The 26,750-nt window shown below is 55.7% G+C and carries 21 protein-coding genes; 9 read left to right on the top strand and 12 right to left on the bottom strand.

Annotation, left to right across the window (positions count from 1 at the left end):
* Positions 1 to 10: 10 nt before the first annotated feature.
* Positions 11 to 2,029 (top strand): pyrroloquinoline quinone-dependent dehydrogenase, encoded by a 2,019-nt coding sequence (locus tag E0L35_RS08440; RefSeq protein ID WP_138800052.1) that lies wholly within the window; start codon positions 11 to 13, stop codon positions 2,027 to 2,029.
* 70 nt (positions 2,030 to 2,099) lie between these two features.
* On the opposite strand, the gene E0L35_RS08435 is transcribed toward E0L35_RS08440, so the two are convergent.
* From E0L35_RS08435 to E0L35_RS08425, 3 genes are read right to left on the bottom strand one after another with little or no spacing between them, the layout of a single operon-like run.
* Complete coding sequence (locus E0L35_RS08435; protein ID WP_138800051.1) at positions 2,100 to 3,221, bottom strand: hypothetical protein; 1,122 nt, start codon at positions 3,219 to 3,221, stop codon at positions 2,100 to 2,102.
* A gap of 34 nt (positions 3,222 to 3,255) precedes the next feature.
* On the bottom strand, positions 3,256 to 4,962 hold the full coding sequence (gene leuA / locus E0L35_RS08430) for a 2-isopropylmalate synthase (protein ID WP_138800050.1): 1,707 nt from the start codon (positions 4,960 to 4,962) through the stop codon (positions 3,256 to 3,258).
* Positions 4,963 to 4,978: 16 nt separating this feature from the next.
* Positions 4,979 to 5,869, bottom strand: coding sequence for an ion transporter (locus E0L35_RS08425; protein WP_138800049.1), 891 nt, complete (start codon positions 5,867 to 5,869; stop codon positions 4,979 to 4,981).
* A 175-nt stretch (positions 5,870 to 6,044) separates the two neighbouring features.
* Here E0L35_RS08425 and E0L35_RS08420 point away from each other — a divergent pair, with 175 nt between their 5' ends.
* From E0L35_RS08420 to E0L35_RS08395, 6 genes are all read left to right on the top strand, one after another.
* Positions 6,045 to 8,885, top strand: a complete 2,841-nt coding sequence (locus E0L35_RS08420) for a monovalent cation/H+ antiporter subunit A (RefSeq protein WP_138800048.1) — start codon at positions 6,045 to 6,047, stop codon at positions 8,883 to 8,885.
* The gene (locus E0L35_RS08415; protein ID WP_022523997.1) at positions 8,885 to 9,217 is read left to right on the top strand and encodes a Na+/H+ antiporter subunit C; all 333 of its coding nucleotides are present in this window, start codon (positions 8,885 to 8,887) and stop codon (positions 9,215 to 9,217) included. Before E0L35_RS08420 ends, E0L35_RS08415 begins: the two co-directional genes overlap by 1 nt.
* Complete coding sequence (locus E0L35_RS08410; protein ID WP_138800047.1) at positions 9,214 to 10,725, top strand: monovalent cation/H+ antiporter subunit D; 1,512 nt, start codon at positions 9,214 to 9,216, stop codon at positions 10,723 to 10,725. Before E0L35_RS08415 ends, E0L35_RS08410 begins: the two co-directional genes overlap by 4 nt.
* Entirely contained in the window at positions 10,722 to 11,219 is a 498-nt protein-coding gene (locus tag E0L35_RS08405; protein WP_138800046.1) for a Na+/H+ antiporter subunit E, read from the top strand. Before E0L35_RS08410 ends, E0L35_RS08405 begins: the two co-directional genes overlap by 4 nt.
* On the top strand, positions 11,213 to 11,482 hold the full coding sequence (locus E0L35_RS08400) for a K+/H+ antiporter subunit F (protein ID WP_138800045.1): 270 nt from the start codon (positions 11,213 to 11,215) through the stop codon (positions 11,480 to 11,482). Before E0L35_RS08405 ends, E0L35_RS08400 begins: the two co-directional genes overlap by 7 nt.
* A gap of 67 nt (positions 11,483 to 11,549) precedes the next feature.
* Positions 11,550 to 11,936 (top strand): Na+/H+ antiporter subunit G, encoded by a 387-nt coding sequence (locus E0L35_RS08395; protein WP_027959043.1) that lies wholly within the window; start codon positions 11,550 to 11,552, stop codon positions 11,934 to 11,936.
* 169 nt (positions 11,937 to 12,105) lie between these two features.
* On the opposite strand, the gene serB is transcribed toward E0L35_RS08395, so the two are convergent.
* From serB to pgi, 5 genes are all read right to left on the bottom strand, one after another.
* The gene (gene serB / locus E0L35_RS08390) at positions 12,106 to 13,032 is read right to left on the bottom strand and encodes a phosphoserine phosphatase SerB (protein ID WP_138800044.1); all 927 of its coding nucleotides are present in this window, start codon (positions 13,030 to 13,032) and stop codon (positions 12,106 to 12,108) included.
* A 20-nt stretch (positions 13,033 to 13,052) separates the two neighbouring features.
* Positions 13,053 to 15,308: a DNA topoisomerase IV subunit A gene (gene parC, locus E0L35_RS08385; RefSeq protein WP_233974806.1), complete on the bottom strand. Its 2,256-nt coding sequence runs from the start codon at positions 15,306 to 15,308 to the stop codon at positions 13,053 to 13,055.
* 74 nt (positions 15,309 to 15,382) lie between these two features.
* A complete protein-coding gene (locus tag E0L35_RS08380) occupies positions 15,383 to 17,350 on the bottom strand; it encodes a methyl-accepting chemotaxis protein (RefSeq protein WP_249362110.1) in 1,968 nt (655 codons plus the stop codon).
* Positions 17,351 to 17,475: 125 nt separating this feature from the next.
* The gene (parE, locus tag E0L35_RS08375; RefSeq protein WP_022524004.1) at positions 17,476 to 19,371 is read right to left on the bottom strand and encodes a DNA topoisomerase IV subunit B; all 1,896 of its coding nucleotides are present in this window, start codon (positions 19,369 to 19,371) and stop codon (positions 17,476 to 17,478) included.
* A 190-nt stretch (positions 19,372 to 19,561) separates the two neighbouring features.
* Positions 19,562 to 21,244, bottom strand: coding sequence for a glucose-6-phosphate isomerase (pgi, locus tag E0L35_RS08370; RefSeq protein ID WP_138800042.1), 1,683 nt, complete (start codon positions 21,242 to 21,244; stop codon positions 19,562 to 19,564).
* Between the two features lie 159 nt (positions 21,245 to 21,403).
* On the opposite strand from pgi, the gene cmoA reads away from it, so the two are divergent.
* Positions 21,404 to 22,147: a carboxy-S-adenosyl-L-methionine synthase CmoA gene (gene cmoA, locus E0L35_RS08365; protein ID WP_138800041.1), complete on the top strand. Its 744-nt coding sequence runs from the start codon at positions 21,404 to 21,406 to the stop codon at positions 22,145 to 22,147.
* Positions 22,148 to 22,149: 2 nt separating this feature from the next.
* Complete coding sequence (gene cmoB, locus E0L35_RS08360) at positions 22,150 to 23,160, top strand: tRNA 5-methoxyuridine(34)/uridine 5-oxyacetic acid(34) synthase CmoB (protein ID WP_138800040.1); 1,011 nt, start codon at positions 22,150 to 22,152, stop codon at positions 23,158 to 23,160.
* A 19-nt stretch (positions 23,161 to 23,179) separates the two neighbouring features.
* On the opposite strand, the gene E0L35_RS08355 is transcribed toward cmoB, so the two are convergent.
* The 4 genes from E0L35_RS08355 to E0L35_RS08340 all read right to left on the bottom strand — a co-directional run bounded on the left by E0L35_RS08355 (position 23,180) and on the right by E0L35_RS08340 (position 26,618).
* On the bottom strand, positions 23,180 to 23,854 hold the full coding sequence (locus E0L35_RS08355) for a zinc metallopeptidase (RefSeq protein ID WP_041158012.1): 675 nt from the start codon (positions 23,852 to 23,854) through the stop codon (positions 23,180 to 23,182).
* An 85-nt stretch (positions 23,855 to 23,939) separates the two neighbouring features.
* Positions 23,940 to 24,968, bottom strand: a complete 1,029-nt coding sequence (locus E0L35_RS08350) for a phosphatase domain-containing protein (RefSeq protein WP_249362109.1) — start codon at positions 24,966 to 24,968, stop codon at positions 23,940 to 23,942.
* Between the two features lie 89 nt (positions 24,969 to 25,057).
* Positions 25,058 to 25,621, bottom strand: a complete 564-nt coding sequence (locus E0L35_RS08345) for a type 1 glutamine amidotransferase domain-containing protein (RefSeq protein ID WP_022524012.1) — start codon at positions 25,619 to 25,621, stop codon at positions 25,058 to 25,060.
* 109 nt (positions 25,622 to 25,730) lie between these two features.
* Positions 25,731 to 26,618 (bottom strand): helix-turn-helix transcriptional regulator, encoded by an 888-nt coding sequence (locus tag E0L35_RS08340; protein WP_027959030.1) that lies wholly within the window; start codon positions 26,616 to 26,618, stop codon positions 25,731 to 25,733.
* Positions 26,619 to 26,750 lie beyond the last annotated feature (132 nt).

Below are 26,750 nucleotides of genomic sequence, written 5' to 3'. Positions count from 1 at the left end.
GGAGCCGCCCATGCCGACATTATTACCCACCCCGTTTAAATCGATAACCCCAGGCTTAGGCGCAGTCACCGCCCTGGCGATCTGTTTTACGCCCTTGCCGTTACTGGCTCAGGGTCAACCCAGTGAGCAGGAGAATCCCGAGCAGGAAGAAGCGCCCAGTCGCGCTCCCATCCCGCTGGTGCCTGGCGAGCCGACCTGGAACAGCTTCCATGGCCAGCTTAATGCCCAAAAATATAGCCCACTTGATCAAATCAATACTGATAACGTCGGCGAGCTGGAGAAGGTATGGGAAGTGCATACCGGCGATGTCGCGGATGGCTCGGGGGAATTGCCAGCCACCGTTTGGTCAGCGACCCCGGTGTTTGCTAACGATACCCTTTATATTGGTACCCCCTTCTATCGCATACTCGCGTTAGACCCCGGTAGTGGCGAAGAGAAATGGAGTTTCGATACTCAATCCTCTCTGGAAGCGCTAACTCAACCCGCCTTGAAAAACCGTGGTGTGGCCTACTGGGAAGCCGACGATCCGGTAGCAGGCGAGCCCTGTCAGAAAATTATCTATATGGGCACCATGGATGCACAGCTTTTCGCGGTTGATGCCGATAGTGGCGAACAGTGCGCCGACTTTGCCGATAACGGTGTGCTCGACGTCAACCAGTGGAACGACACCAACGACCGCTGGCCGCTTTCGCTACTACAACCCCCTACCGTGGTGGGAGACCACTTGGTACTCGGCTGGGCAGGGATGGACTGGGCCTACGAACAGGCGCCACCCGGCACTGTTTACTCAATTAATGCCCGCACTGGAGAACGTGAATGGACGTTCCAGGCACTTTCCGATGAGATGCGCGATCAAAGCGGCACCGCCAATGTCTGGACACATATGTCCGCCGACGAGGAGCGTGGTTTAGTCTATCTGCCGGTTTCCTCACCCTCGCCGAACTACTGGGGCGGCAATCGCACCGAAGAAGTGCCTCTGGGCACATCCACCACTGCCCTGGATATCGAGACCGGCGAAGTGGTTTGGTCGCGGCAGTGGGTACATCACGATATCTGGGATTACGATATCAATGCCGCACCAACGCTGATGGACATCACAGTAGATGGTGAAGAAATACCGGCACTCATCCAGGCAACCAAAATGGGCTTTCTGTTCGTGGTTAATCGCGAAACAGGCGAAGACGTTTGGCCGATTGAGGAGCGCCCGGTACCCAGCGGCGACGGCAGCGTTGAGGGCGAAGTTTACGCGCCGACCCAGCCTTTCCCGACTAAACCGGAACCGCTGTTAGATCAGTCTGAAAAGCCCAACGTCTGGGCGCTGGCCGACGCGGTTAGCTTCGGAGAGTGTTCCGCATTGTGGGACGATCTTCACTATGAAGGCATGTACACCCCACCGACGACCCAAGGCGAAGGCACCCTTGGCTTTCCCATCAGCGCGGGTGGCGTTCAGTGGGGCGGCGTAGCCTTCGACCCCGAAAGCCAGACAGCGATCGTCAATACCTCGCACATTGTGCAGTACATAAAACTCTATAATCGCGAAGATTATGACAAAGCGGATAGCGGCTCCGGCAACGAAAGCGGCTTCGCCCCTCAAGAAGGCGCCCCCTACGGGATGCGCCTTGAGGTAGCGCTTAACCGGCTAGGCATGCCCTGCTGGGAGCCCCCCTTTGGCGAGCTTGTCGCCCTGGATATGACCAGCGGTGATATCAAATGGCGTCGTCCGGTGGGTGCATCGCAACAGTATGGCTTTTTTATGCCTGAGAGCTGGGGCTCGCCCACCATCGGTGGCCCGGCCGTAACCGCAGGCAATATTATCTTTATTGGCGCTTCCATGGATGCCAAGGTGCGTGCCTACTCCCTTGAGACCGGCGAGGAGCTCTGGTCAGACCAGACCGAAGCCCCCTCCGTCTCGAACCCCGCGGTCTACGAGTACAATGGCCGCCAATATGTCGCCTTTGTTTCCGGTGGCAATACCATTCTGAAAGACCAGGTGGGTGATCAGATCGCGGTCTACGCGCTGCCAGAGTAACCCTTAGCGTAAAACGGGGCGGCCTCAGAGGCTGCCCCGTTTACGTTAACAACTACTTTCTCTCACTGCTTCAGCCAAGATCACGGGTCTGAGGCTTGGTACGCCTGGCTAACTGATTGTTTGCCGCCCTAAAGCATACCCGCATCAGCGGCACCAGCAGCCACAGTATCGGCGTAAGTAGCCAGCGGTAAATAAAGCGCGCAATGAAGAGTACTGGCAGTAGCACGATGAGCCAGATAAGAAACTGACCGAGCCAAACCGGCCAGCCTAGCCAGGAAGAGAGGTTGGCGCCAAGTGCGCTCACAAGGCTTGGATGGCGAACCACTACATAGGCAGTGCCCGCCACAGCGGCTACTTTGGCCATACGTGGCAACGCCGCAAAACGCCCGCCACCACTCATTAACGCGCCTTGGCGCAAACCAGCACGAGTCCCCTGGGCTTCCACACTGCCCACCCGGGCAGCACGAGCGGCCTTGCCTGCCCGCAGCACCTTCACGGTGCTGGCCATCACGAGTAGATCGACACCGGCCCAGCCTAGATCGGCGGCGCCAATGTCGTCACCCCGCCGCCACTGGCTTTCCAAATCGCGTAGCCCGCTGGTGAAGAAATCGCCTAGGCCCGCAACCAGACGCTCACCCTGTAGCCACTCCACGTCGCCTTGTTCGCTGACCACAAACTGGTTGAGCAGCGCGTGACCATTGGCATCCAGCAGCACAATGCCCATCTGCCCACGTCGATAAGGAGTAAACGCTGAATCCGCATCTCCCTCCTCATCGCTCCACCAGCGGCTGAATTGCTGATAACGCTCACCGACCCAGTACTGCGCCTTTAGCGTGGCCACATCGTGGTTGCGAAAGTAGCTAATGGGAAGTACGGCGTCAGCCCCATAGCGCACCAGTACTCGCTGAAAATTGGGCAGTAAGCCGTACTCCACTAATACATCGCGGGCCATATCACCGTGGCGCAAAATCGCCAAAGAGGCGCTCATCCACAGCGCCTGATCGTCAGCATAACTGAGAAACAGCGCATTGAGCTCCGCTGTTTCCTGCTGAAGCGCCGCCTCTAGCGAGGGCAATGCCCGCTGAGCTTCCAATCTTACCAGTTTGGACTCAAACGGCTCATGAGAGGCCAATGTTGATGCTAGCCCGGCGATCACTATCGCGGTTACTACCATTATCTGCCAGGGCCGCATTGCAATTCACCTCGCTCAACTGGTAACTGCAGTATTACCCCAACGTCTCTGCCGTTACGTTGGCCGCCGCAGGCTGGGTCGAATAGTGGCGATTGATCGCACTCAATACCCCCTTCATCGACGCGCTGGTAATGCTTTCATCGTTACCTACACCGAATACCGCTTTGCCGTCGATACGCACTTCCACATAGGCGATCGCTTCAGCGTCGGCGCCCTGGCCACGGGAGTGCTCGTGGTAGTCAATAATCTCTACATCGTGCCCTGCGGCTGCCAGTGCTTTAACAAAGGCCGCTAACGGGCCGTTGCCCTCGCCCTTTAACGTTTGCCGTGTGCCGCTCTCCTCAATCACGGCGTCCAGCGTGACTTTGGGGCTGTCGGGTTCAGACGACAAACGGTGGTTAACTAATGCAAAGGGCACTCGCTGCTCTAAATACTCATCCGAGAACGCCTGATAGATCATCTGCGAGGTGATCTCACGCCCGGTGCGCTCTGCCACTTCCTGAACGACCTGACTAAACTCGATGGAAAGCCGGCGCGGTAGCTCAATACCGTGTTCCTGCTCAAGCAGGTAGGAAACACCGCCTTTACCCGATTGGCTGTTAACCCGAATCACCGCTTCGTAGCTACGGCCCACGTCCAGCGGATCGATAGGCAAATAAGGCACATCCCAAACGGCATCAGGGTTGGCGCGACGATCCGCCATGCCTTTTTTGATCGCATCCTGGTGAGAGCCGGAGAAGGCGGTAAACACCAAATCGCCCACGTAGGGGTGGCGCGGATGCACCGGCAGTTGGTTGCAGTACTCCACTTCGCGCATGATGGGCGTGATATTGGAAAAATCGAGCTGGGGGTTAACGCCCTGGGTATACATATTCATCGCCAGGGTGACGATATCAACGTTGCCGGTGCGCTCGCCATTCCCAAACAGCGTACCCTCAACGCGATCAGCTCCGGCCATCAGCGTCAGCTCTGCCGCCGCAACGCCGGTACCGCGATCGTTATGGGGGTGAACGCTGACAATCAAGTGGTCGCGGTTTTTGACGTGGCGACAGAACCACTCGATCTGGTCGGCGTAGTTGTTGGGCGTGGCGACTTCTACCGTGGCAGGCAGGTTCACGATCATGGGCTTATCGGCGCGGGTGCCATAAGCGTCCATGACCGCTTCGACGATCTCAACGGCAAAGTCCATCTCGGTGGTAGTGAAGAGTTCCGGCGAGTACTGGAACGTCCAGTTGGTTTCTGGTGCGGCGTCCATCTGCGCGCGAATCTGCTGGGTTGCTTCGACGGCGATTTGCACGCATTCAGCTTTATCGACATTGAACACTACCCGGCGAAACATGGGATCGGTAGCGTTATAGACGTGGACGATAGCGTTTTTGGCGCCTTGTAGCGCTTCAAAGGTGCGTTCAATTAAGTGCGGACGTGCCTGGGTTAGCACTTGAATGGTCACATCCTCAGGAATTTTATCCTGCTCAATCAGCGAACGAACGAAATCGAAGTCGGTTTGGGAGGCTGACGGAAAGCCCACTTCTATCTGTTTAAAACCGACACTTAGCAGCATGTCGAATAAGCGCTGTTTGCGCTCCTGATCCATAGGGTCGATCAGCGACTGGTTACCGTCGCGCAGGTCAACGCTACACCAGACAGGCGCTGTTTCAATACGCTTGCTCGGCCACTGGCGGTCGGGCAGATCAACGGCCACAAAGGGGCGATACTTTTTGGCAGGATCAGTCAACATCATGGCGGCTCTCCTAAAATCAGTCAGTTGTGGGCTTATCGCTGTGCTTACCGCCCGCGTCATTCTGGTGTGTTGGGGCTGTCGAGTATGCTTGAGAGAGCGCTGACTCCATACGGTCAAGCTGCGCTTTCAGCCCGCGAACATCATTGCGCAGCGACTGCAGCTCGGCTTCTTCGCCTTCGCCGTTGTCCAGCGCCATTTGCGCGCTCTCTTTCTGCATCACGTCCAGCACAATACCAATCATCATATTGAGAAAGATAAAGGCGTTCAAAAAGATAAAGGTGAGAAAATATATCCAAGCGTAGGGGTAGACCTCCATGGCCGGATACAGCACAGCGGTGGCCCAGCTCTCAAAGGTCGCCACCTGAAATAGAGTTAGCATGGCCAGGGAAATATTGCCCCACAGCCCCTCGTCTACATTGTGAAACAGAAAGCTCCCAATGGCAGCGTATATATAGAAGATGATAAACATCAGCAGTACCACATAGCCCATCCGTGGCACCGACTTCACCAGGGCGCTAAGTAGCATCTGAAGTTCAGGAATCATCGACACCAGGCGCAGTACCCGGAAAATGCGCAGCAGCCTGGCCAGTAGCACCATTTCCGAGTCATCCATGGGGATAAGACTGGCAGTCACAATCAGGAAGTCAAAAACGTTCCAGCCCTTTTTGAAGAAGTCGAGCAGGCTGCGCTCCGCGGCCATTCTGATTAAAATCTCAATCAGGAAAAATATCGTTACCGCGATATCGAGATAAAGCAGCCACTGCTCAACCTGAGTGGTTTCGTCGTAGGTTTTTGCCCCGATCACCAGGGCAGAAATGACGATAATGGCGATCACCATCGCTTCAAAAAGCTTATTAGAGCGTAGCTTTTCAAATCGGGCCTGCCAGGTAGTAAAGGACTCACTCATGTAACAAAAAATCTCTCAACGGTTAATCCGCACACTTTATACTAAAATTACACACCTGCTACACAAGTGATATCCTGTTGTTTCACTTGATGTATCCTACGCCACCAGAACGCCTCTTTAGACGCCCTGTTGGTACTCTTTTGACTTTTTTTACTTTAGCCGCTGGATGATCCCCATGACACTGCTTTGGATAGCCTTATTGCCTCTGCTAGGCGTACTGGTGCCGGCACTCACCGCACGGCGCGGGCGCGGTTTCTGTTCCCTTGCAACGGCGGTACTGCCCGCTACCGCCCTAGTAATGACGCTACTCAACGTGCCAGCTCTTTTAGATGGCGAGCAGCTACGTTTTTCGGTCACCTGGATGCCGGAACTGGCACTGAACCTGGCGTTCCGCCTGGATGGGCTATCGCTGCTGTTCAACCTATTGATACTCGGCATCGGTCTGCTGATTATTCTTTATGCTCACTACTATTTAGCCAAAGACGAACCCTATGGCCGATTCTACGCCTTCCTGATGCTTTTTATGGCGTCAATGGTAGGTATTTCAATGTCGGACAACCTGATTCTGCTATGGCTATTCTGGGAGTTAACCAGCCTCTCTTCGTTTTTGCTGATCGGTTACTGGTCACACCAATCGGATGCCCGTAAAGGCGCACGCATGGCGCTCACTGTTACCGGCGCAGGCGGCCTTGCGCTATTGGCGGGCTTACTGCTGTTGGGCGATATGGCGGGCAGCTTCAATATGGGCGATGTACTGGCTAGCAGCGAAGTGATTCTGGCGGATTCCCGCTACCCGCTTATGCTGGGTTTGGTACTACTGGGGGCGTTTACCAAATCAGCGCAGTTCCCGTTCCATTTTTGGTTGCCCCACGCCATGGCGGCACCCACGCCAGTATCAGCCTATCTGCACTCGGCCACCATGGTTAAAGCGGGCATTTTCCTGATGGCACGACTGCACCCCGCCATCGCGGGTAGCGAGCTGTGGAGCGTGGTGGTCTCCCTGGTCGGTATCATCACCATGCTATATGGCGCTTGGTTTGCACTGATGAAGACCGACCTAAAGGGTATTCTGGCGTTCTCCACTGTTAGCCATTTAGGCTTGATTACCGTGCTGCTGGGTATCGGCAGCCCCATGGCGATTTTAGCTGCCCTGTTTCACATTCTGAATCACGCCACCTTTAAAGCCGCACTGTTTATGAGTGCCGGCATTATCGATCACGAGACCGGCACCCGGGAGCTGAAACAGTTGGGCGGGCTGAAAAAAGCCATGCCAGTGACGGCACTCTTGACCACGCTAGCGGCTGCCTCAATGGCGGGCGTACCACTATTTAATGGTTTCTTATCCAAAGAGATGTTCTTCACCGAAGCGCTAGCGACGCCCGTGTTAGGCGGCCTTAGTTGGCTATTGCCCGCGCTGGCAACACTGGGCGGTATCCTCTCTGTGGCTTACTCGCTGCGTTTGGTGCACGCCGTTTTCTTCAAACCGGCACGTGAAGCACCACCGAAATCGCCCCACGAGCCGCCGCACCTTATGCGTTTTCCGGTAGAAATATTGGTAGCCCTGTGCGTGGTAGTGGGCCTGTTCCCGGCTTTTATGGCAACGGGATTATTAGAGCTCGCCAGCCAAGCGGTGATTGGTAGCCCACTGGATTTCCATCTGGCTATTTGGCACGGTGTGAATCTACCGCTCATCATGAGTTTGCTCGCCTTTGTGGTGGGTATTGCACTCTATTGGCGCTATGGCGAGGTGCGTCGATTTACCCAGCAGTTTGCCGGGGTCGATGCCCGGCGGGTGTTTGAGCGCATGCTTGTCTCCATGGGCTATCGCGCCGAGCAGCTTATTGCCAAGCTTGAAGGCAATTCGCTACAGCGTTATGTGGGCTGGCTCTGGCTAGGCGCATTAGTCATGGGTGGGATCGGCCTGGTTCAGATCACTGACTTAACGGGTGCTGCTGGCAATCAAGAGCTGGATGGTATCCTCATACTCGGGGCGGGGATGCTGATGTTTGGCGGCGTGGCCACCGCTGCCACTCACCGCTACCGGCTGATCTCTCTGCTGATGCTATCGGTCGTCGGGCTCTTTGTGGCGCTCACCTTTGCTCGTTTCTCAGCACCCGATTTAGCGCTGACACAGCTTTCGGTGGAAGTGGTGACCATGATCCTGTTGATGCTGGCGCTATTTTTCTTGCCCCAAAAGACCCCGCGCGAATCCAGCCCACTGCGCAACGTTCGCGATATGCTGCTGGCAGGCACGCTAGGCTTGGTGATTGCCAGCCTTAACTACGCGGTCATGACCCGCGAGACGCTGTCGATTTCCAGTTTCTTTGTGGAAAACAGCAAGCCCGGTGGTGGTGGCTACAATGTGGTCAATGTGATTCTGGTCGACTTCCGGGGATTCGACACCTTGGGTGAAATCACCGTACTCGCCATCGCTGGCCTGGCGATATTTAAGCTGCTGAACCGCTTACGCCTGTTTATGCCGCACAGTGACGGCGAAGGCCGGGTATGGTCACCTGACCGCTACCCAGCGGTACTCACGTCAATTTCAATGACGCTGCTGCCACTAGCGCTGTTGGTATCTGCATTTATCTTCCTGCGCGGCCATAACCAGCCAGGGGGTGGCTTTATCGCGGGGTTGATTACTGCGGTAGCCTTGATCCTGCTGTACATGGCCCGGGGTGTGGCGTGGGCGCAAGAACGTTTGGACTTCCCTTTCCAACCGGTAGCCGTCATTGGGGTGGCGATAGCCACTCTAACCGGGCTGGGTAGCTGGCTATTTGGTCACCCGTTCTTAACATCCGCATTTGGCTATTTCAGCCTACCACTCATCGGTACCTTTGAACTGGCCACCGCGCTGCTCTTTGATCTGGGTGTCTACTTAGCGGTGGTGGGCGCTACGCTGATGATTCTTGCCAACCTTGGTAAGGTCACCACCGCTCACCGCCCGGTGACCGAAGCAAGCGAACAGGATGCAGATGCCAGCGCCGCCGCCACCTCTGCCAAGGAGCCTCGTTAATGGAACTGCTTTATGCGATGACCACCGGTGTATTGACTGCTTCTGGCCTCTATCTAACGTTACGCGGCCGTACTTTCCCGGTCGTGGTGGGCCTTACGCTGCTCTCTTACGCAGTGAATTTGTTCCTGTTTTCGATGGGGGGATTAACCACTGATGGCGCTGCCATTGTCTCTGAGGGTGCAGGTTTCGCCGACCCGTTGCCCCAGGCACTAGTGCTCACGGCCATAGTGATTGGCTTTGCGATGACGGCGTTTGTGGTGATCCTGGCCATGCGGGCGCGGAGTGAAGTGGGGAACGACCACGTCGACGGTAAAAAGGAAGACCGAGAATGATGCAGCATCTAATTGTTTTCCCTGTCGTTCTGCCGCTAGTCGCGGGCATATTGCTGCTCTATCAGCGCCAAGGATTAGTGCGTTACAAGCGCACGGTGAGTGTTGTGGCCACGGTGCTACTGCTGCTGGTTGCGATAGGCCTATTACGCCAAGCCGCCAGTGGGGAGATCACCTACTACGCGCTGGGTGACTGGCAAGCCCCGTTCGGCATCGTATTGGTACTCGATCGCCTCTCGGCGTTAATGCTACTGCTGACTGCCGTATTGGCCGTTGGCGCAGTGGTGTTTGCCTGCGCTGGTGACGATGAAAAAGGCAGCAACTTCCACGGCCTTTTTCAGTGGCAACTGCTGGGCATTAACGGTGCTTTTTTAACCGGTGATTTGTTTAACCTGTTTGTCTTTTTTGAAGTTCTGCTGCTGGCGTCCTACGCCCTGCTGCTTCACGGCGGCGGTAAAGCGCGCATTCAAGCCAGCGTCCACTACGTGGTGCTCAACCTAGCGGGATCTTCGCTGTTTCTGATTGCAGTGGGGATTCTGTATGGCGCAACAGGCACGCTCAATATGGCCGATATGGCGATCCGGGTAGCCGAACTACCCGAAGAGCGTGACGGCTTAGTGAGCGCTGGGGCACTGATGCTGCTGGTCGTGTTTGGGTTAAAAGCCGCCATTCTGCCGCTCTACTTCTGGCTACCCAAAGCTTACGCCTCGGCCCCCGCGCCAGTGGCGGCGCTGTTTGCCATCATGACCAAAGTGGGCATTTACGCCATTCTGCGCGTCTACTCGCTCATTTTTGGCGATAGCGCTGGCGGTTTGGAGGCGCTGGAACAGCCCTGGGTGTGGTGGCTATCGCTCGCTACCCTGGCTGCCGCAGGCGTTGGGGTAATGGCCGCAAGGGACTTACGACTGCTGGTTGCTTATTTAGTGCTGGTGTCAGTGGGCACGCTGCTGGCGGGTATCGGCATGCGCTCGCCACAGGCGGTCTCTGCACTACTCTACTATTTGATCCACACTACGTTGATCACCGGGGGTCTGTTCCTGCTAGCGGAAATGATTGGCCTCCAGCGTGGCAAAGCGGGTACTCGCATAGTCAAGGGCCGCCCTATGGTGCAGGGCGCAGCACTCGCCATGTTGTTTTTTGTCGGCGCTATCGCCGTCGCAGGCATCCCGCCGTTCTCCGGCGCTTTCGGCAAAGCATTGATGCTCAATGCTGCCGAAGGCACCCAGCGACTATGGCTATGGCCGCTGCTGCTGCTAACCAGTTTAGCCTCGCTGATAGCCCTCTCCCGGGCCGGCTCTACGCTGTTTTGGCGTAGCCACCGGGGCACGATCAGCGGTACGCCGCTTTCCCATTGCCAGTGGTTTGGGGCTATTTGGCTGCTGAGTGCAGCCCCTCTATTAGTCGCCATGGCCGGGCCAGTGAGCAGCTACACTCAAGCCACGGCTGAGCAATTAGCCAACCCCCAGGTGCTGATTCGCACGCTACTACCTGATGCTGGAGATGCCCAATGATTGCTCCGCGCTCCTGGCTACCCACGCCTGTTTTATCGATACTACTGCTCGTCGTTTGGCTGCTGCTGGTACGCAGCTACGCCTTTGGTCAATTCGTACTCGGTGGCTCGTTAGCCATTTTGATCCCTCTGCTGACCCACCGCTTTTGGGATGCACGCCCCCGGATCTCTAAGCCTCTCGCCTTACTGCGCTTTGTACTTCGAGTACTAGGCGATATCGTAGTGGCCAATTTCGAAGTCGCGTATTTGATTGCCAACCCCTGGCGAAGGATGAAACCTCATTTTATTGAATATCCATTAATGCTAGAGGATCGATTTACTATCACGCTGCTGGCTAGCACCATTAGCCTGACTCCCGGTACTGTCTCCGCCAATCTGCGCCTGGATGGCAAGTCACTGCTGATTCACGCCTTAGATGTAGACAATGAGGAGGCGCTGATTAACCAGATTCGTGAGCGCTACGAACGTCCGCTCAAGGAGATTTACGAATGCTGAGCATTGCGCTTTATATCACCTTATCCCTGGTGGTGATGGCACTGTTGATGAATCTCTACCGGCTTACCATCGGCCCCAGCCTGCCCGACCGGGTACTCGCCCTGGACACTATGTACGTCAACTCGATTGCACTGATCGTGCTGCTGGGACTATGGCTGAACAGCAAAACCTATTTCGAGTCGGCGCTGCTGATCGCGATGCTAGGTTTCATCAGTACCGTTGCGGTGTGCAAATATATTCTGCGCGGAGATATTATCGAATGAGTACCGTGATCGTCGCCTCCATAAAGAGGCAGCCGCTATGCCAGAAAGGCTCATGCCAGGGGGCGTTATGTCAGGAGTAATAGAGGCGGTTATTTCGCTGCTGCTGGTTGCTGGCGGCATCTTTGTGTTTATTGGTTCGCTAGGGATGGCCCACTTGCGTGACTTTTATATGCGCCTGCATGGCCCGACTAAGGCCACCACTCTGGGTATCGGCTGTATGCTGATCGCTTCGATGATGTATTTCTGGAGCGTGGATGGCAAACCCGATATTCAGGAAATGTTGATTACGCTCTTCCTGTTCATTACCGCCCCCGTTAGCGCCCACTTGCTGGCCAAGTCCGGCTTGCACCTGCGTTTAAAGCACGCTGATAAAACCCAGGGTAAGCCAGTAGAGCTGCGCCCGGAAGAAGTCGGCGATAAACCGGTACCCCACCCGGATAAAGGCCATGGCTGAAAGCTAAGCAACCTCGCTTTTGTCATTGCGAGCGAAGCGCGGCAATCCTGAATCTGTCATTGCGAGCGAAGCGCGGCAATCTTGGGTTGAACTGCGCCTGCGCAGGTTGAGATTGCCGCGTCGCAAGCTCCTCGCAATGACATTTTGCGCGACTGTGCCAAAGCAGAATTTACGGGGTTAAATCCTGCTGGTGATAGCCCAGTAGATAGAGCACGCCATCAAGGCCCGAGGTTGAAATCGCCTGGCGCGCCTGGGCACGCACCAGGGGCTTGGCCCGAAACGCAATCCCCATGCCCGCTTTGGCAAGCATTTTCAGATCATTGGCGCCATCCCCTACCGCAATCGTTTGACCCAGGGTAAAACCTTCACGCTGAGCAATGGACTCTAATAGTTCGGCTTTGCGCTCGGCATCGACGATCGGTTCACTTACTTCGCCGGTTACCTTGCCATTTTCGATGATCAGTTCATTGGCATGGATCTCGTCAAAGCCCAGCTTCTCCTGTAAGTGGCGAGCAAAGTAGGTGAAGCCGCCGGAGAGGATGGCGGTGCGAAAACCTAAGTGCTTCAGGTTAACCATTAAGCGCTCTACGCCTTCCATTAGCGGCAATTCCTCAGCGATCTCCGCCAGCACGGACTCATCCAAACCTTCAAGTTTACTCATCCGCTCACGAAAGCTCGCTTTGAAATCCAACTCGCCGCGCATGGCACGCTCGGTGACTTCTGCGACTTCATCACCCACACCATGGCGGCGGGCCAGTTCGTCAATCACTTCAGCTTTGATCAGCGTGGAGTCCATATCGAAACACACCAAACGGGGCTGAACGTGATCGCGAGTATTCGCTTGGACAACAATATCGACACTCAGGGTTTCGCTCAGTACCAATGCCGCATTGCGGACAGCTTCAATATCCACCTCACCTACCAGACGGTACTCAATACAGTCGATGCACTTATTCTGCTGTAACGAGGCGTCGGCAAGGCGCTGGGTGCTCTTTTCTTGTAGGCCAAACTGCACGATCAGTGCATCTACCTGGGATTGAATATCTGCGTTTAAACGTGCCGCTAAAACGGTTAGGATCAAGTCACCGCCTGCCATCACTTAGCTCCTGCCATTATTTACTCTCCTGCCTCTAAACGGTCGACTTTCTGGAAGCCACGGGGCAACTTGCTACCGCGGCGGCCACGCTCGCCACGATAATAAGCTAAATCGTCGGCTTTTAGGGTTAGCTTGCGCTTACCAGCATGAATCATCAGCGCATCACTGGCAGCGAGAACCACAATGCCGGTAACAAACTCCTCCCGGCGGGCAGCGCGTGGGCCAGGGATATCGAGCATCTTATTGCCTTTGCCCTTGGACATTTCCGGTAGTTGATCCAAGGGAAACAGCAGTAGCCGGCCTTCGTTTGAAACCGAGGCAACCCACAGCTCGTCGCCCTCTGGCACTTCAACCGGCGCCATCACATTGCAGCCTTTGGGCAGGCTAAGCACCGCTTTACCGGCTTTGTTTTTACCGGTAAGTGTATCGAGCCGTGCCACAAAGCCATAACCGCCGTCAGTGGCGAGCACGAAGCGCCGCTCCGGCGGTGCGAACATCAGTCCCGCCATTTTCGCCCCAGCGGCAACGTTCGCGCGACCGGTGACCGGCTCCCCCTGCCCCCGCGCACTGGGAAGATTGTGAGCAGACAGCGTATAGGCACGACCGGTGTCATCCAGCAGCACCAGCGGCTGATTGGTTTTACCTTTCGCCGCCAGTTGGAAGCTATCCCCGGCTTTATAGGAGAGCCCCTCGGGGTCGATATCGTGCCCCTTGGCCGCCCGAATCCAGCCTTTATCGGAGAGCACCACGGTAATCGGGTCAGCGCCCAGCAGCTCTACTTCTGAAAGCGCCTTGGACTCTTCGCGCTCGACCAGCGGTGAGCGACGCTCATCGCCATGCTCTTTACCTGCTGCGCGGATCTCTTTTTCAATCAGCGTAGTGAGCTTGGCTTCGCTGCCCAGCAGCCCCTCTAGATATTTGCGCTCTTTTTCCAGCTCATCCTGCTCGCCACGAATTTTCATCTCTTCGAGCTTGGCAAGGTGACGCAGGCGCAGCTCTAAAATGGCTTCGGCTTGGCGTTCGGAGAGACTAAACGTCGCCATCAGCGAGGCTTTAGGGTCGTCTTCCTCGCGAATAATGCGGATCACTTCGTCCAGATCAAGGTAGGCAATTAGCAAGCCTTCCAGGATATGCAGCCGGTCTTCGACTTTGCCTAAGCGGTGCTCTAAACGACGGCGCACCGTGCTGCGCCGGAACTGCAGCCACTCACCCAGCATTTCGGGCAGCGGCATCACCCGTGGGCGGCCATCCAGGCCGATCACGTTCATGTTCACCCGTACATTCTTTTCCAGGTCAGTCGTGGCGAACAGGTGCGCCATCAACGACTCTACGTCAATGCGGTTAGAGCGCGGTTCGATGACCAGGCGAGTAGGCTCTTCGTGGGTCGACTCATCGCGCAGGTCAGCCACCATGGGCAGCTTTTTGGCCTGCATTTGCGCAGCAATCTGCTCCAATACTTTGGCACCGCTGACCTGATAGGGCACGGCGGTGATAACAATATTGGCTTCTTCGCGGATGTAGCGGGCGCGCAGCTTGACCGAGCCACGACCGGATTCGTAAAGCTTTCGCAGATCAGCAGGCGGAGTAATAATTTCCGCATCGGTGGGGAAATCCGGTGCGGGCACGAATTCCATTAAATCAGCGGTGGTCGCCTTGGGGTTGCGCAACAGATGACAGGTGGCTTCGACCACTTCCGAGACATTATGGGGAGGAATATCGGTGGCCATGCCAACCGCAATCCCTGTGCCGCCATTGAGCAGCACATGGGGTAACTTGGCCGGCAGTACCAGCGGCTCCTGCATGGTGCCATCAAAGTTGGGAGCCCAATCGACGGTGCCTTGACCCAGTTCACCCAGCAGCACTTCGGCGAACTTGGAAAGCTTGGCTTCGGTGTAGCGCATGGCGGCGAAGGATTTGGGGTCATCGGGGCTACCCCAGTTGCCTTGGCCGTCTACCAGCGGGTAGCGATAGCTAAACGGCTGCGCCATCAGCACCATGGCTTCGTAGCAGGCGCTGTCGCCATGGGGGTGGAATTTACCCAGCACGTCACCGACGGTACGCGCCGACTTTTTGTACTTGGCGTTGGCGTGCAGCGCCAGCTCACGCATGGCGTAAATTATCCGCCGCTGCACGGGTTTCATGCCGTCGCCAATATTGGGCAAGGCGCGGTCGAGAATGACGTACATCGAGTAGTCGAGGTACGCTTTTTCGGTGTAGTCGCGCAGGGAGAGACGCTCGACGTCTCCTTCCGCTACTTGAATATCCATGTCGATCATATCCTACCTTGACAACAAAACCGCCCCTGTTGGGGCGGCTGATAAGCGGACACGCGGCCACTTAACATGGCCCGCTATGTTAATTGATACCTTTCGTTTGATGCATTAGATAGCGCTGCCGTAGATGACGCTTCTTGAGAACTACCGTGAAACTCGTCTAACAGCCCTTTTAAGCGCTGAGCCTGTAATGACAGCTCATTGGCAGCACTCGCCGCTTCGCTAACCAACCCGGCATTTTGCTGCGTCACCGTATCCATTTGCGTGACCGCCCGGTTGATCTCATCAATACCGTTGGTCTGCTCGCCAGACGCTTGGCTGATTTCGCTAATACGTGCAGTAACCTCTTCAATCGCCACCACGATATCTTTCATGGCGGATTCAGCTGCTTGAGCATAGCCACTACCGGTGGCAATCTGCTCTGAGGTGGTTTTAATCAGCCCATTAATGTTTCTGGCAGAAGCAGCGCTACGCGACGCCAGCTCACGTACTTCGCTGGCCACTACGGCAAAGCCACGCCCATGTTCACCGGCTCGCGCCGCCTCTACAGAGGCATTTAACGCTAAAATATTGGTTTGGAAGGCAATGTTTTCAATCACATTGACTATCGAAGAGACCTCAGTAGAGCTTGCGTTGATAGCCTCCATGGATTGCGCCAGCCGTGATACCTGCTCTCCACCCTGTTTCACTTTTTCCGCTGACTCTTTCGCTCGCTGATCCGCCTCTTGAGCGTTATCAGCATTGCGCTTCACCGTAGCGGCCATCTCTTCCATCGTAGAAGAAGTCTCTTGCAGAGAAGCCGCTTGCTGCTCAGTGCGGCTAGAAAGCTCGGTATTGCCCGCGGCAATTTCCGTCGATTCACTGGCAATGGCATCCGCTACGCCACGCACATCACCAAACAGGCGCTGCAACTTCTCCGCGTAGCGATTCACAGCACCGCGTAGCTCGCCGATTTCATCATCGCGATAAATGGTCAGTTCACGACTGGAACCGCCCTGGCCCAGTTGATCAATCTGCCCAGTAGTGCTGCGAATCTGACGTAACAAGATACGCCCACCCCACCAGCCTAGCGCGAGCAGCAGCGCCAACAGCGGTAAAATAAACATCAATAAATCACGCGTTAAGGTGCGCGCCAAGGCTGTTACCTGTTCGCTAGGCGTTACCAAGCCGAGTGTCCAGCCAGTGTCTGGCATATCAAACAAACGCACTGCCGCAGGCTCGTCCAATACGCCCGCACTTTCTACATTGGCCTCATCACGGCCAGCCTCAACAGCCTCTACAACGGGCTGAAGCCAAGGCATATCCCCCACTAAATCGCCCAGGCCGCGCATTTCATCCGACGCCTGCTCAACGCCCGGTAGGTCAATCACGTTGTGATCTTTATCCAGTACAAAGGCATAGCCGCCCGTTCCACCACCATTTTCGGCGAGAAACTCAGCAACACCGTTTAACTGCATATCAATGGTGGCCACACCGGCAAAGTCATTATCGAGGTAATAAGGCACACTACAGGTCACCATCGCGACGCCGGTCGCCGGATCGCGATAAGCAGCAGACCAAACACACTGCCCGGGGGTCGCATCACGGGCACTGCTGTACCATGCCTCATCATGATAGGCGGCAATATCGCTTGCGTTATAGTCATCCAAAAACTCCAGCTCGCCCTGGGCATTGCGTGCCCAAAAAAAGCTAAAGCGCTCGACACCCGAGGAAAATGCGCCGGGTTCAGGCCAAATACCGCCGCCCGCCACCGTGGCATTGCCGTTGTCATCAACGACATTTGGCAAGGCCTCAAGGTAAATGGCTTCTTCACGCGGCAGCGATTCGGCCAAAGCCGCCAAGCTCGATGTATTGCCTTCGACCCGGGCTAATTGACCATTGAGCGCATTGACAATCGAGCCCCCCGTACGCTCTATCAATGACTGGCTCGCATCGATAACCAGCGGCTGACCTCGCCACGCCATTACGCCGTAAATACTGGCCGCCATCAGAAGCATAAGTACGACTGCAGACAGCGTTAACTGTCGAGATATCGTGTTAAACAAAAGCCTTCCCCTTATATATGAATGTACGTTTATTACGTCTTTTTAGTATGTAAGCTCTACATTCAACTATCGGCTAAAGTACGCGTTACTGTAACAACGGCTTGTTAACGCTTGTCTGCTTTTACCTACACTTCGATATCGGCAAGATTGCCGTAATCTTCCAGCCATTTTTTGCGATCACCGGCACGCTTCTTGGCCAGCAGCATATCCATCATTTCCATGGTGCCGTCGCCGACGGTCAACGTCAGTTGTACCAGTCGCCGAGTCTCCGTCGACATGGTGGTTTCACGCAGTTGCAGCGGGCTCATCTCACCCAGGCCCTTGAAACGCTGCACATTAGGCGTGCCGCGCTTACTGGCCAGTTGCTTGAGAATGGCGGCTTTTTCGCTCTCATCCAGGGCGTAGTGCACTTCTTTGCCCAGATCAATCCGGTAGAGGGGCGGCATCGCCACATAGACGTGGCCGGCATCGACCAGGCTCGGGAAGTGGCGCACAAACAGCGCGCAGAGCAGCGTGGCAATGTGCAAGCCATCAGAGTCGGCATCGGCGAGAATACAGATCTTGTGATAGCGCAGCTTTTCCAGATCAGCGCTGCCGGGGTCAGCGCCAATGGCGACGGCGATATCGTGCACCTCCTGGGAACCGTAGATATCGTGGGTTTCCACTTCCCAGGTATTCAGGATCTTACCGCGCAGGGGCAGTATCGCCTGGGTCTCGCGGTTACGCGCCTGCTTGGCACTGCCGCCAGCGGAGTCCCCTTCGACCAAAAACAGCTCACTCTGGGCAGGGTCTTGGCCGGAGCAGTCCGCTAGCTTACCGGGCAAGGCCGGGCCGGACGTGACCTTTTTACGGGCGACTTTTTTGGCTTTTTTCTGGCGATTTTGCGCCGCGCTGATGACCAGCTCGGCAATCGCTTCGGCTTGATCCACATGGTGGTTCAGCCATAGCGAGAAAGCATCTTTAACCACGCCGGAAACAAAACCGGCAATCGTGCGCGATGACAGCCGCTCTTTGGTTTGCCCGGCAAACTGCGGGTCGAGCATCTTCACTGAGAGCACAAAGGAGGTGCGCTCCCAAAGGTCATCAGCGGTGAGTTTGATGCCGCGGGGCAACAAGTTGCGGTATTCGCAGAATTCCCGCAGCGCGTCCAGCAGCCCGGAACGAAAGCCGTTTACATGGGTACCGCCCTGAGGGGTGGGAATAAGGTTAACGTAGCTCTCCAGCAGCGCTTCGCCGCCTTCTGGTAGCCATTGAATCGCCCAATCGACACCGTGCTCGTCGTCATTGAAGTGGCCTACAAAAGGCTCCTTGGGCAGTACTTCATAACCATCGGTGGCTTCAACTAAGTAGTCGCGCAAACCATCGGCGAACTCCCACTCTGTGGAAGTGCCGTCAGGTTCTACCAGCGTGACTTTCAAGCCGGGACACAGCACCGCTTTGGCACGCAGCAGGTGTTTCAACCGGGTTAGCGCTAACTTGGGGCTATCGAAGTAGCTCTCATCCGGCCAGAAACGCACCAAAGTGCCACTTGCCCGCTTGGGGGCTTTACCAATTTCATGCAACTCTTCGACTTTCTCACCGAACTCGAAGGCCATGGCATGGCGTGCCCCATCCCGGGTAACTTCGACATCCAACCGGCGCGATAGCGCATTAACCACCGAGACACCTACCCCGTGTAGGCCGCCGGAGAAGCGGTAGCTAGTGGAGGAGAATTTGCCACCCGAGTGCAATTTGGTAAATATCAGTTCAACGCCCGAAACACCGTGTTCAGGGTGTAGGTCGATGGGCATACCACGGCCATTATCCTGCACCTCAATCCCGCCGTCGCTATGCAGCACGACGTTAATCATGGTGGCGTGGCCCGCTAGCGCTTCATCGACGCTGTTATCAATCACTTCTTGAGCAAGGTGGTTGGGGCGTGTGGTGTCGGTATACATACCGGGACGCTTACGTACCGGCTCGAGGCCCGACAGGACTTCGATGGAACTCGCGCCGTACTGAGAGGCATCAAACTGGGTCATGTAACGTCGGTTCCCTGAAAAATCGTACTGGCAGCCATATTGATTGCTGAAACGAGTGATTGGCGGCTTGCAAAGAAGCACAGGATAGCGGAAAAGCAAAAAGCTGTATATCTAGCCATGTTTATCAAGAGCAAGGTGGTAAAGGGCTACCCCATCAATGAGACTTAGAGGGGCGCCTTTACTTACTCGCTTACTCCTTTTCCACCGCCCAAAACGCCTCAATCAACCCACGGCTAGAGACATCCATCCGCGATAGATCTCCCTCATGGTCGATAATCTTTTGGGTATCAGTGGCAATCTGTTTGCCTAGCTCAACGCCCCACTGATCGAACGGGTTGATATCCCAAATCACCGCCTGAACAAAGACTTTGTGCTCGTAAAGGGCGATAAGCGAACCCAGGGTCGCTGGGGTGAGCTGGTCAAGCAGCACCGTCGTCGAGGGCTGGTTACCACGATAACGCTTGTGCTCTGGCCGTGGGCCGTCGTCTTCCAAAGCGTCATCACCAAGCATTAATACGCGGGACTGCGCAAAACAGTTGGCCAGTGCCAGACGGTGCTGGGTTTTAAGGTGGCGGCGGGTATCCGGGTCTTCCACCTCATCGTAGCGCTTGAGCGGCGCGATAAAATCACACACCACCGGTTGAGTGCCCTGATGTAATAGCTGATAAAACGCGTGCTGGGCGTTGGGGCCAAGCTGCCCCCAGAGCACAGGGCAGGTGGAGTAGTTAATCGGCTGGCCTTGACGGGTAACCGACTTGCCGTTGGACTCCATCTCAAGCTGTTCAAGATAGGCGGCGAAATACTCCAAGCGCCCATCGTAGGGCAGAATGGAGTGCGCACGGATATCCAGGAAGTTGACATTCCAGATTCCCGCTAACGCCAGCAGCACGGGCAGGTTCTCCGCCATTTCTGCCTCAGCAAAATGGCGATCCATGGCGTGCGCACCGGCTAAAAACTCGCGGAAATTCGCCATCCCCACCACCAGCGCAATCGGCAAGCCAATGGTGCCCCACAGCGAGTAGCGCCCGCCGACCCACTCCCAAAAGGTTAACTGGTGATCCTCCGCAATGCCCCACTCGGTCATTTTCTCAGGGCTCGCCGACACACCAATAAAGTGCTGACGCACCACCAACTCAGCGCTAATCGGCGTCGCACCATGCTGGGTCAAGCGGCTAAGTAACCACTCCCGTGCGGTGTTAGCGTTGGAAAGTGTATCAATGGTGGTGAACGACTTGGATGACAACACAAAGATAGTAGTTTCAGGATTCAACCGGCTCAGATAGTCCGCTAGCTGGGAGCCATCCATGGTGGAGGCAAAATGCACCTCAACCGGATGAATATCTTTGGGCCGAAAATCTGCCAACGCATGGGTAACCATTAACGGGCCCAGATCTGAACCGCCTACGCCCAGGTTAACCACATGCCGAATCGGCTTGCCGGTGGCACCACGCCACTGCCCTGCGTGCAGCCGACTGACCAAGCGCTCCATTTGAGCAAGGCTTTCGTGTACGGCAGCGACAATATCCTCACCCTCAACCTCCAGCGTCGCATCAGCGGGTAAACGCAGAGCCGTATGTAACGCCGGGCGGTTTTCGCTGACGTTCACTCGCTTACCGCTCAACAGCGCTTCAATAGCAGAGGGTACGCCCGCTTCACTAGCCAGCGTAAACAGATGTTCGAGGGTATCATCATCCCAGCGCTGCTTGGAAAGATCTAGCGTCAAGCCCGCCACCTGGCGAGTAAAGCTTTCCCAGCGGGAAGGCTCGGTGCCAAACAGCGTTTTCAAGTGGACATGCTGCAGCGTTTCAGCGTGATGCTTTAACGTCTGCCATGCCGGTAACGTATCGGGTGTAGCGCTTGATGCTGAGGCCATTTAGCTTCTCCAGTGGCGTCGATCCTTGCAGCGGGGTTCATTAAACAGGTTAATAACCTTAAACAGGGCTGTTCTATGTGAGTCTGTGCTAGACAGGCCTGTTCTAGTCAATTAAGGGCGCGTAAACTAGCACGCCTTTTCCATGATCCCGGCTTGCCCATGAGTGATGCATCTTACCGTGACGCTATCTTTTCGACACCCCTTGACCGAGTCGCGCGGTTCTCTTTCGACGAAAAGGTGGTCGCCTGCTTTCCTGACATGATCCGCCGATCGGTACCCGGCTACGGGCAAATTCTTGGCATGTTGAGCTTAATTGCCCAGCGCCACCTGCGCCATGGCGCCCATGTCTATGATCTAGGCTGTTCGCTGGGCGCTTCCGGCCTTGCGCTGGCAGGGGCGCTGGCGCCTGACGCCTTTCGCTATACGGGCGTTGACCTATCGCCCGCCATGGTCGCCCAGGCTCGGCAAACCTTTGCTGACGAGTGCCCAGCGTACGCTATGCAGGTCGAAGAAGCCGACATTCGTACCCTTGAGTATGCGCCTTCGGGCATGATCATTCTCAATTTTACCCTACAGTTTCTACCCGCCGCCGACCGCGATGCGCTACTGGCGCGGCTTTATGCAGCGCTGGAACCCGGAGGCGTGCTGATTCTCTCGGAGAAAACCGTCGACGCCGACGAGCGCGACAACGCCTGGCGGGTAGAACGCTACCACGATTTCAAGCGCGCCAATGGCTACAGTGATCTGGAAATCAGCCAGAAGCGCACCGCTCTTGAGAACGTACTGGTGCCGGATACCCTCGATGCACTTCATGGTCGTTTGAAACAAGCAGGTTTTCCACGTTCGATGACCTGGTTCCAGTACCTTAACTTTGCCTCGCTGATTGCGTTTAAGGAGGGTTAAAGGTGGCACCACTACCCGACGATCATCGCGCAATTTATCAGGCGTTTTTAGATCAAGCCACGCTTGATGCCTCGCTAACGCCCTGGCTAGCGAAGCTTCCCGAACAGTTAGCTCACGGGCTTGACCGTAACCGCCACGGCGATTTATCCGCCTGGGAAAAAGCCGTGGCCAAGCTTCCGGCGCTGCCCGCCGAGCGGCGCGTGGATTTAAACAGCGACACCGTCAGCGTTGATCTCGATCTTAGCGATAGCCAGCAGCGCCAATGCTTTAACCTGCTTAGAAAGCTTGCCCCATGGCGTAAAGGCCCTTTTCAGCTAGGCGGCATTTATATCGACACCGAGTGGCGCTCTGACTGGAAGTGGCAAAGAGTGGCGCCACACCTGGCACCGCTAAAATATCGCAAAGTGCTCGATGTGGGTGGCGGCAGCGGTTACCACGCTTGGCGGATGGCCGGGGCAGGTGCTGCTTTTGTGCTAATCATCGACCCTTCGCCACGTTTCTACTGGCAGTTTCAGGCAGTACGCCACTTTGTGGGTGATGCGGATGGCGGCAAAACGCAGTTTTTACCCGTGGGCATTGAAGATGTGCCTGAGAATCTGGGCTTTTTCGATACGGTATTTTCCATGGGCGTGCTCTACCATCGCCCTGCCCCATTGGAACATCTTCAGCAGCTAAAAGCCGCGTTGGCGCCGGGCGGCGAGCTGGTACTGGAAACATTGGTAGTCGAAGGCGACGAGCAGACCGTATTTGTGCCCGGCGAACGTTACGCCGCCATGCCCAACGTCTACTTCCTACCCTCTTCTCAAGCTCTCTGCCACTGGCTGGAGCGCTGCGGCTTTACCAATGTGCGCGTGGTCGATGAAGCGGTTACCACGTTAGATGAGCAACGCTCAACCGAGTGGATGACCTACCAATCGTTGGCCGATTTTCTCGACCCTGAAGACCGCACCCGCACCATTGAAGGCTACCCTGCACCGCGGCGGGCGGTGATTATCGCCAACAAGCCAGAATAGAAGCTGCCTGCTTTCAAACTTAGCGCCGCAAAATCACCAACCAGCGGCCTAGGTTCATCACGCTGGCGAGCGAGGCGGCGACGTAGGTAAACGCGCAGGCGGTGAGTACGTGCCGGGCACCGGGCATATCGTAAGGCGGGACGTACTCTTTCAAGAGCGGCAGCGCCCGGTTAAAGCTGGCATCAAACTCAACTGGCAGGGTCACAAAATGCACCAGCGCCGCGGTGCCAAAGCTGATCACCGCCATGGCAATTACAATGGCCAAACCACCCGGCAGACGCGTCAATAAAAACAGAAAAGGCGCAGCCATCATCAGCACAGCGCCGAGTTTCTCAGCTTTTTGGGCAACGCCGACTAAGCGGCTACGCGCCAGTAGCGGCGCGTAACCCTGGTGATGCTGAATGGCGTGCCCTACTTCATGGGCAGCCACCGTGACGGCCGTTAGCGAACGCCCATCGTAGTTATCTGGTGAAAGACGTACGCAGCGGGTTTCAGGGTCATAATGGTCACCGAACTCAGTGCGCTCAACGCTTGCGCCCTCAATGCCTAGTCGGCGCAGCAAATGATCGGCAAGCTCTGCACCCGTGCCCGGGTAATCGTCACGACCGCGGGTATGGCGTTTAAGCACCCACTTGGCCCAAACATTGGGGAGCACAAATACCGCCAGCGCAAAAATGATCAGCACAACAACCATGGCAGTCCCTATCTACAAACAACCGTCGTTAAACACACTTCTTTCGCAGCGTACTTTTACCATGGGGACTGACTTGGCAACAGCGTTATACGGGATCGTTGCGATGCTCTTCCACTTCGCGCTGTACTGCCGCTAAGCCATGGGCGGAGATATCACCCTGGGCGTGGGCGTGTTCGGCAATTAGCACGCTATCCGCGGCAAGCACTAAATCACACTGGGTGCCGACTAACTCATCCCGCAACCGCTGGATCGCCTGCTCGCGCTTGGGGTTTTTATCCACTCGACGAATGTAAATCGCTTTAATACGATCCGGGTAGGCTTTCACGATTTCAATATATACTTCTGGATCGTGCTGACCGCTGTCGCCAATGAGAATACACGGCATATCTTTATAAAGCGTCAACATACGGTCGATCAGTTCGCGCTTATGCTCTTCTGCGCGGCGCGGCCAGGGCTTGCGTAAAGAGACGCCCCATTCGCGTAAAAAAATAATCGGCCCAACGGGGATGCGGTTGATCTGAAAAAAGGTTTCGAGCATTTCGTATATCGCCCAAGGGCCACGGGATACATACAAAATGGGCCGCTCAGCGCGTTCACTAACGCCACGATGTAAAGCTTGATAAAGCGGCGCAACCCCAGGGAAAGCGGTGCGGCGATGAGGCTTTTTAACAAATAAGCGATAAAGCATTTTGAGCTTTTCCGCCACCCCGGTAAACATAACGGTGTCATCAATATCACTGATGATCAGCAAATCCGCCTCTGACGGAGGTACATAAACTTCTACGTGAGTACGTACCGGCGTCTGCCCCGAGCAATGCACTAAAATATCGGCGCGGTGCCAGGAGACATCAATGGGCAGGGTGTGACTAATCGGTAAGTGGACGTCGAAATAGCCATCTCGATCCGTGCCGACGCAGAGCTTATTTTCGCCGATGTGAATTTCTACCTGCGCATCGGCCAGCCCCCGGCGTAAAACGCGCCGTGCCACGTCCGCAGTATCGCGTAGCATGCCATGGCGAGGAATGGCTCGACCTAGTGCGGCTTGGCGAAACACCCGGCCCATGACAAAAACTTCACGTTGGGAACCATAGCCGCGGTAAGGATGAACCACCATTCCGCCGCGGCTACTGTCTCCTTTGATAGGTTTGGCAATAACGTGGACAAGCCTTTTGATAAAGCTTGTCCACTGACGCAATACGCTCATCAAGCGTGTTGACCGGAGTGACGCCCTTCCTGCAGCTCTTCGAGTAACTTGGCGTTAAAGGCATCCAAGTCCTTCGGCGTACGGCTGGTCACAAGACCGCTGTCCACAACAACTGGCTCATCGACCCACTCAACGCCGGCATTGCGTAAATCTTGCGCGACGCTGTGTACCGAGGTCATGCGGCGGCCTTCAACCACGCCCGCATTAATTAAAATCCACGGCGCATGGCAAATAGCAGCAACAGGCTTACCTGCCTGGAAAAACCCTTTTACAAAACTCAAGGCATCGTCGTTAATGCGCAGTTCATCGGGGTTGAATAAACCACCCGGCAGTACCAAGGCGTGGTAGTCAGACTCACTGGCATCAGCAAGGGCTTTATCGGCTTCATAGGTGTCGCCCCAGTCGGTTTCCGCCCAAGCGCGGACTCCTTTACCGTCGGGGGTGACCACATGAACCTCAACACCCTCTTTCTGTAAGGCGGCGCGCGGTACGCTCAGCTCAGACTCTTCAAAACCAGCTGCCGCTAAAATAGCAACACGCTTACCGTTTAGTGCTTGTTTCATCATGCTCTCCTTTTCGTGATGATTTGCGTTAGTAACGCCCCACTAGTGTGGCGTATATTGAATCAGGGTCAAGCTCTTCTACTGACGCCGCAGATTAGCGAATAGCGCGCTAGGCGTTATGCACAATCCTTCCTAGTTCAGCAATATCATAACCTCCTAACTGTGTTGCCCTCTCGGCAAAACGCGCTTGATGAGCAAACGCCAACAGGCGCTGTATTGAAGGTTCGAAATAACTGCGCCGCTGCATAATTAAATCAAACGGCTCATCGCAAAGTGTAACGAAGCCAAGGTGCTGGCGATGGGCGGCGGCTTCAACCCCCAGCCCAACATCTGCCTCACCCTGCCCAATGCTAAGCGCCAAATCATCTTCACTTAAGGAGGCATGGGGCGCCCAGTTGATCGCCGAGCTTTCAATGCCTGCTTGTTGTAGCAAACAGTGCAGCAACCGTGCTGCTCCAGCGTCGGGCTGGCGATGCGCCACGCGGATCCCGGGCCGTTTTAAATCATTTAGCCCAGAGATGCTCATCGGGTTGCCAGCGGGTAAAAGCAGCCCTTGGCGGCGCTTTGCCCAGTGCACTATCAACAGATCACGCATGCCGCTTAAGCCGAGCGCGCTGGGTTCGTTATAGCGCTGAGTAGAAGCATCCAGCAGATGAATGCCCGCCAACATCGCCTTGCCGTCAAGCAACCGCCGCACGCCGTCGCCACTGCCTTGGCAGAGCATCGCCAAATCAGAGCCGCTTTCCCGAATAGCCCACTCCAACAGTGGATCCTGGCTACCGGCTGCTACTAGCGGCACTGATAAACGCTGCGCCTGATCGCCTTCTAAATGGTTCAGCACCCATAAATCGATCTGTTGGCGGGGAAACAGCAACTTTCCCGTTACCCGACTACAGGGAATCTGGCCTTGGCGCACCAAGTCATACACCTTGCGCTCTTTTAAACGCAAATAGTCAGCGACTTCTGCGGTGGTCAGGTAAGTATGTGGTTCAGACATCGCAAGGTAGCCTCGCTGGGTAAAATGCAAACCTCTTTTGTATTTTAACTGCATATGACTGCATAAATTTCAGGACGCAGTGCATTAAGTCATTTTTCGATACATCATGCCAATTCTCAGATAACAGTTTTC

The sequence above is a fragment of the Halomonas sp. ATBC28 genome (assembly GCF_005937175.1).
Classification (GTDB): domain Bacteria; phylum Pseudomonadota; class Gammaproteobacteria; order Pseudomonadales; family Halomonadaceae; genus Vreelandella; species Vreelandella titanicae.
The sequence above is the reverse complement of the archived record's forward strand: the minus strand, read 5'-3'. Positions and strand labels throughout refer to the sequence as shown.

Bases quoted from the DNA above. Each gene is read 5' to 3' on its own strand.
- E0L35_RS08440 (WP_138800052.1), top strand. From the start codon at position 11: ATGCCGACATTATTACCCACCCCGTTTAAATCGATAACCCCAGGCTTA.
- leuA (WP_138800050.1), bottom strand. From the start codon at position 4,962: ATGATGTTGACTGATCCTGCCAAAAAGTATCGCCCCTTTGTGGCCGTT.
- E0L35_RS08355 (WP_041158012.1), bottom strand. From the start codon at position 23,854: ATGGTTGTTGTGCTGATCATTTTTGCGCTGGCGGTATTTGTGCTCCCC.
- E0L35_RS08345 (WP_022524012.1), bottom strand. From the start codon at position 25,621: ATGAAACAAGCACTAAACGGTAAGCGTGTTGCTATTTTAGCGGCAGCT.
- E0L35_RS08405 (WP_138800046.1), top strand. From the start codon at position 10,722: ATGATTGCTCCGCGCTCCTGGCTACCCACGCCTGTTTTATCGATACTA.
- E0L35_RS08410 (WP_138800047.1), top strand. From the start codon at position 9,214: ATGATGCAGCATCTAATTGTTTTCCCTGTCGTTCTGCCGCTAGTCGCG.
- parE (WP_022524004.1), bottom strand. From the start codon at position 19,371: ATGACCCAGTTTGATGCCTCTCAGTACGGCGCGAGTTCCATCGAAGTC.
- pgi (WP_138800042.1), bottom strand. From the start codon at position 21,244: ATGGCCTCAGCATCAAGCGCTACACCCGATACGTTACCGGCATGGCAG.
- E0L35_RS08340 (WP_027959030.1), bottom strand. From the start codon at position 26,618: ATGTCTGAACCACATACTTACCTGACCACCGCAGAAGTCGCTGACTAT.
- E0L35_RS08425 (WP_138800049.1), bottom strand. From the start codon at position 5,869: ATGAGTGAGTCCTTTACTACCTGGCAGGCCCGATTTGAAAAGCTACGC.
- E0L35_RS08435 (WP_138800051.1), bottom strand. From the start codon at position 3,221: ATGCGGCCCTGGCAGATAATGGTAGTAACCGCGATAGTGATCGCCGGG.
- serB (WP_138800044.1), bottom strand. From the start codon at position 13,032: ATGGCAGGCGGTGACTTGATCCTAACCGTTTTAGCGGCACGTTTAAAC.
- cmoA (WP_138800041.1), top strand. From the start codon at position 21,404: ATGAGTGATGCATCTTACCGTGACGCTATCTTTTCGACACCCCTTGAC.
- parC (WP_233974806.1), bottom strand. From the start codon at position 15,308: ATGATCGACATGGATATTCAAGTAGCGGAAGGAGACGTCGAGCGTCTC.
- E0L35_RS08350 (WP_249362109.1), bottom strand. From the start codon at position 24,968: ATGGTGGTTCATCCTTACCGCGGCTATGGTTCCCAACGTGAAGTTTTT.
- E0L35_RS08400 (WP_138800045.1), top strand. From the start codon at position 11,213: ATGCTGAGCATTGCGCTTTATATCACCTTATCCCTGGTGGTGATGGCA.
- E0L35_RS08420 (WP_138800048.1), top strand. From the start codon at position 6,045: ATGACACTGCTTTGGATAGCCTTATTGCCTCTGCTAGGCGTACTGGTG.
- E0L35_RS08415 (WP_022523997.1), top strand. From the start codon at position 8,885: ATGGAACTGCTTTATGCGATGACCACCGGTGTATTGACTGCTTCTGGC.
- E0L35_RS08395 (WP_027959043.1), top strand. From the start codon at position 11,550: ATGTCAGGAGTAATAGAGGCGGTTATTTCGCTGCTGCTGGTTGCTGGC.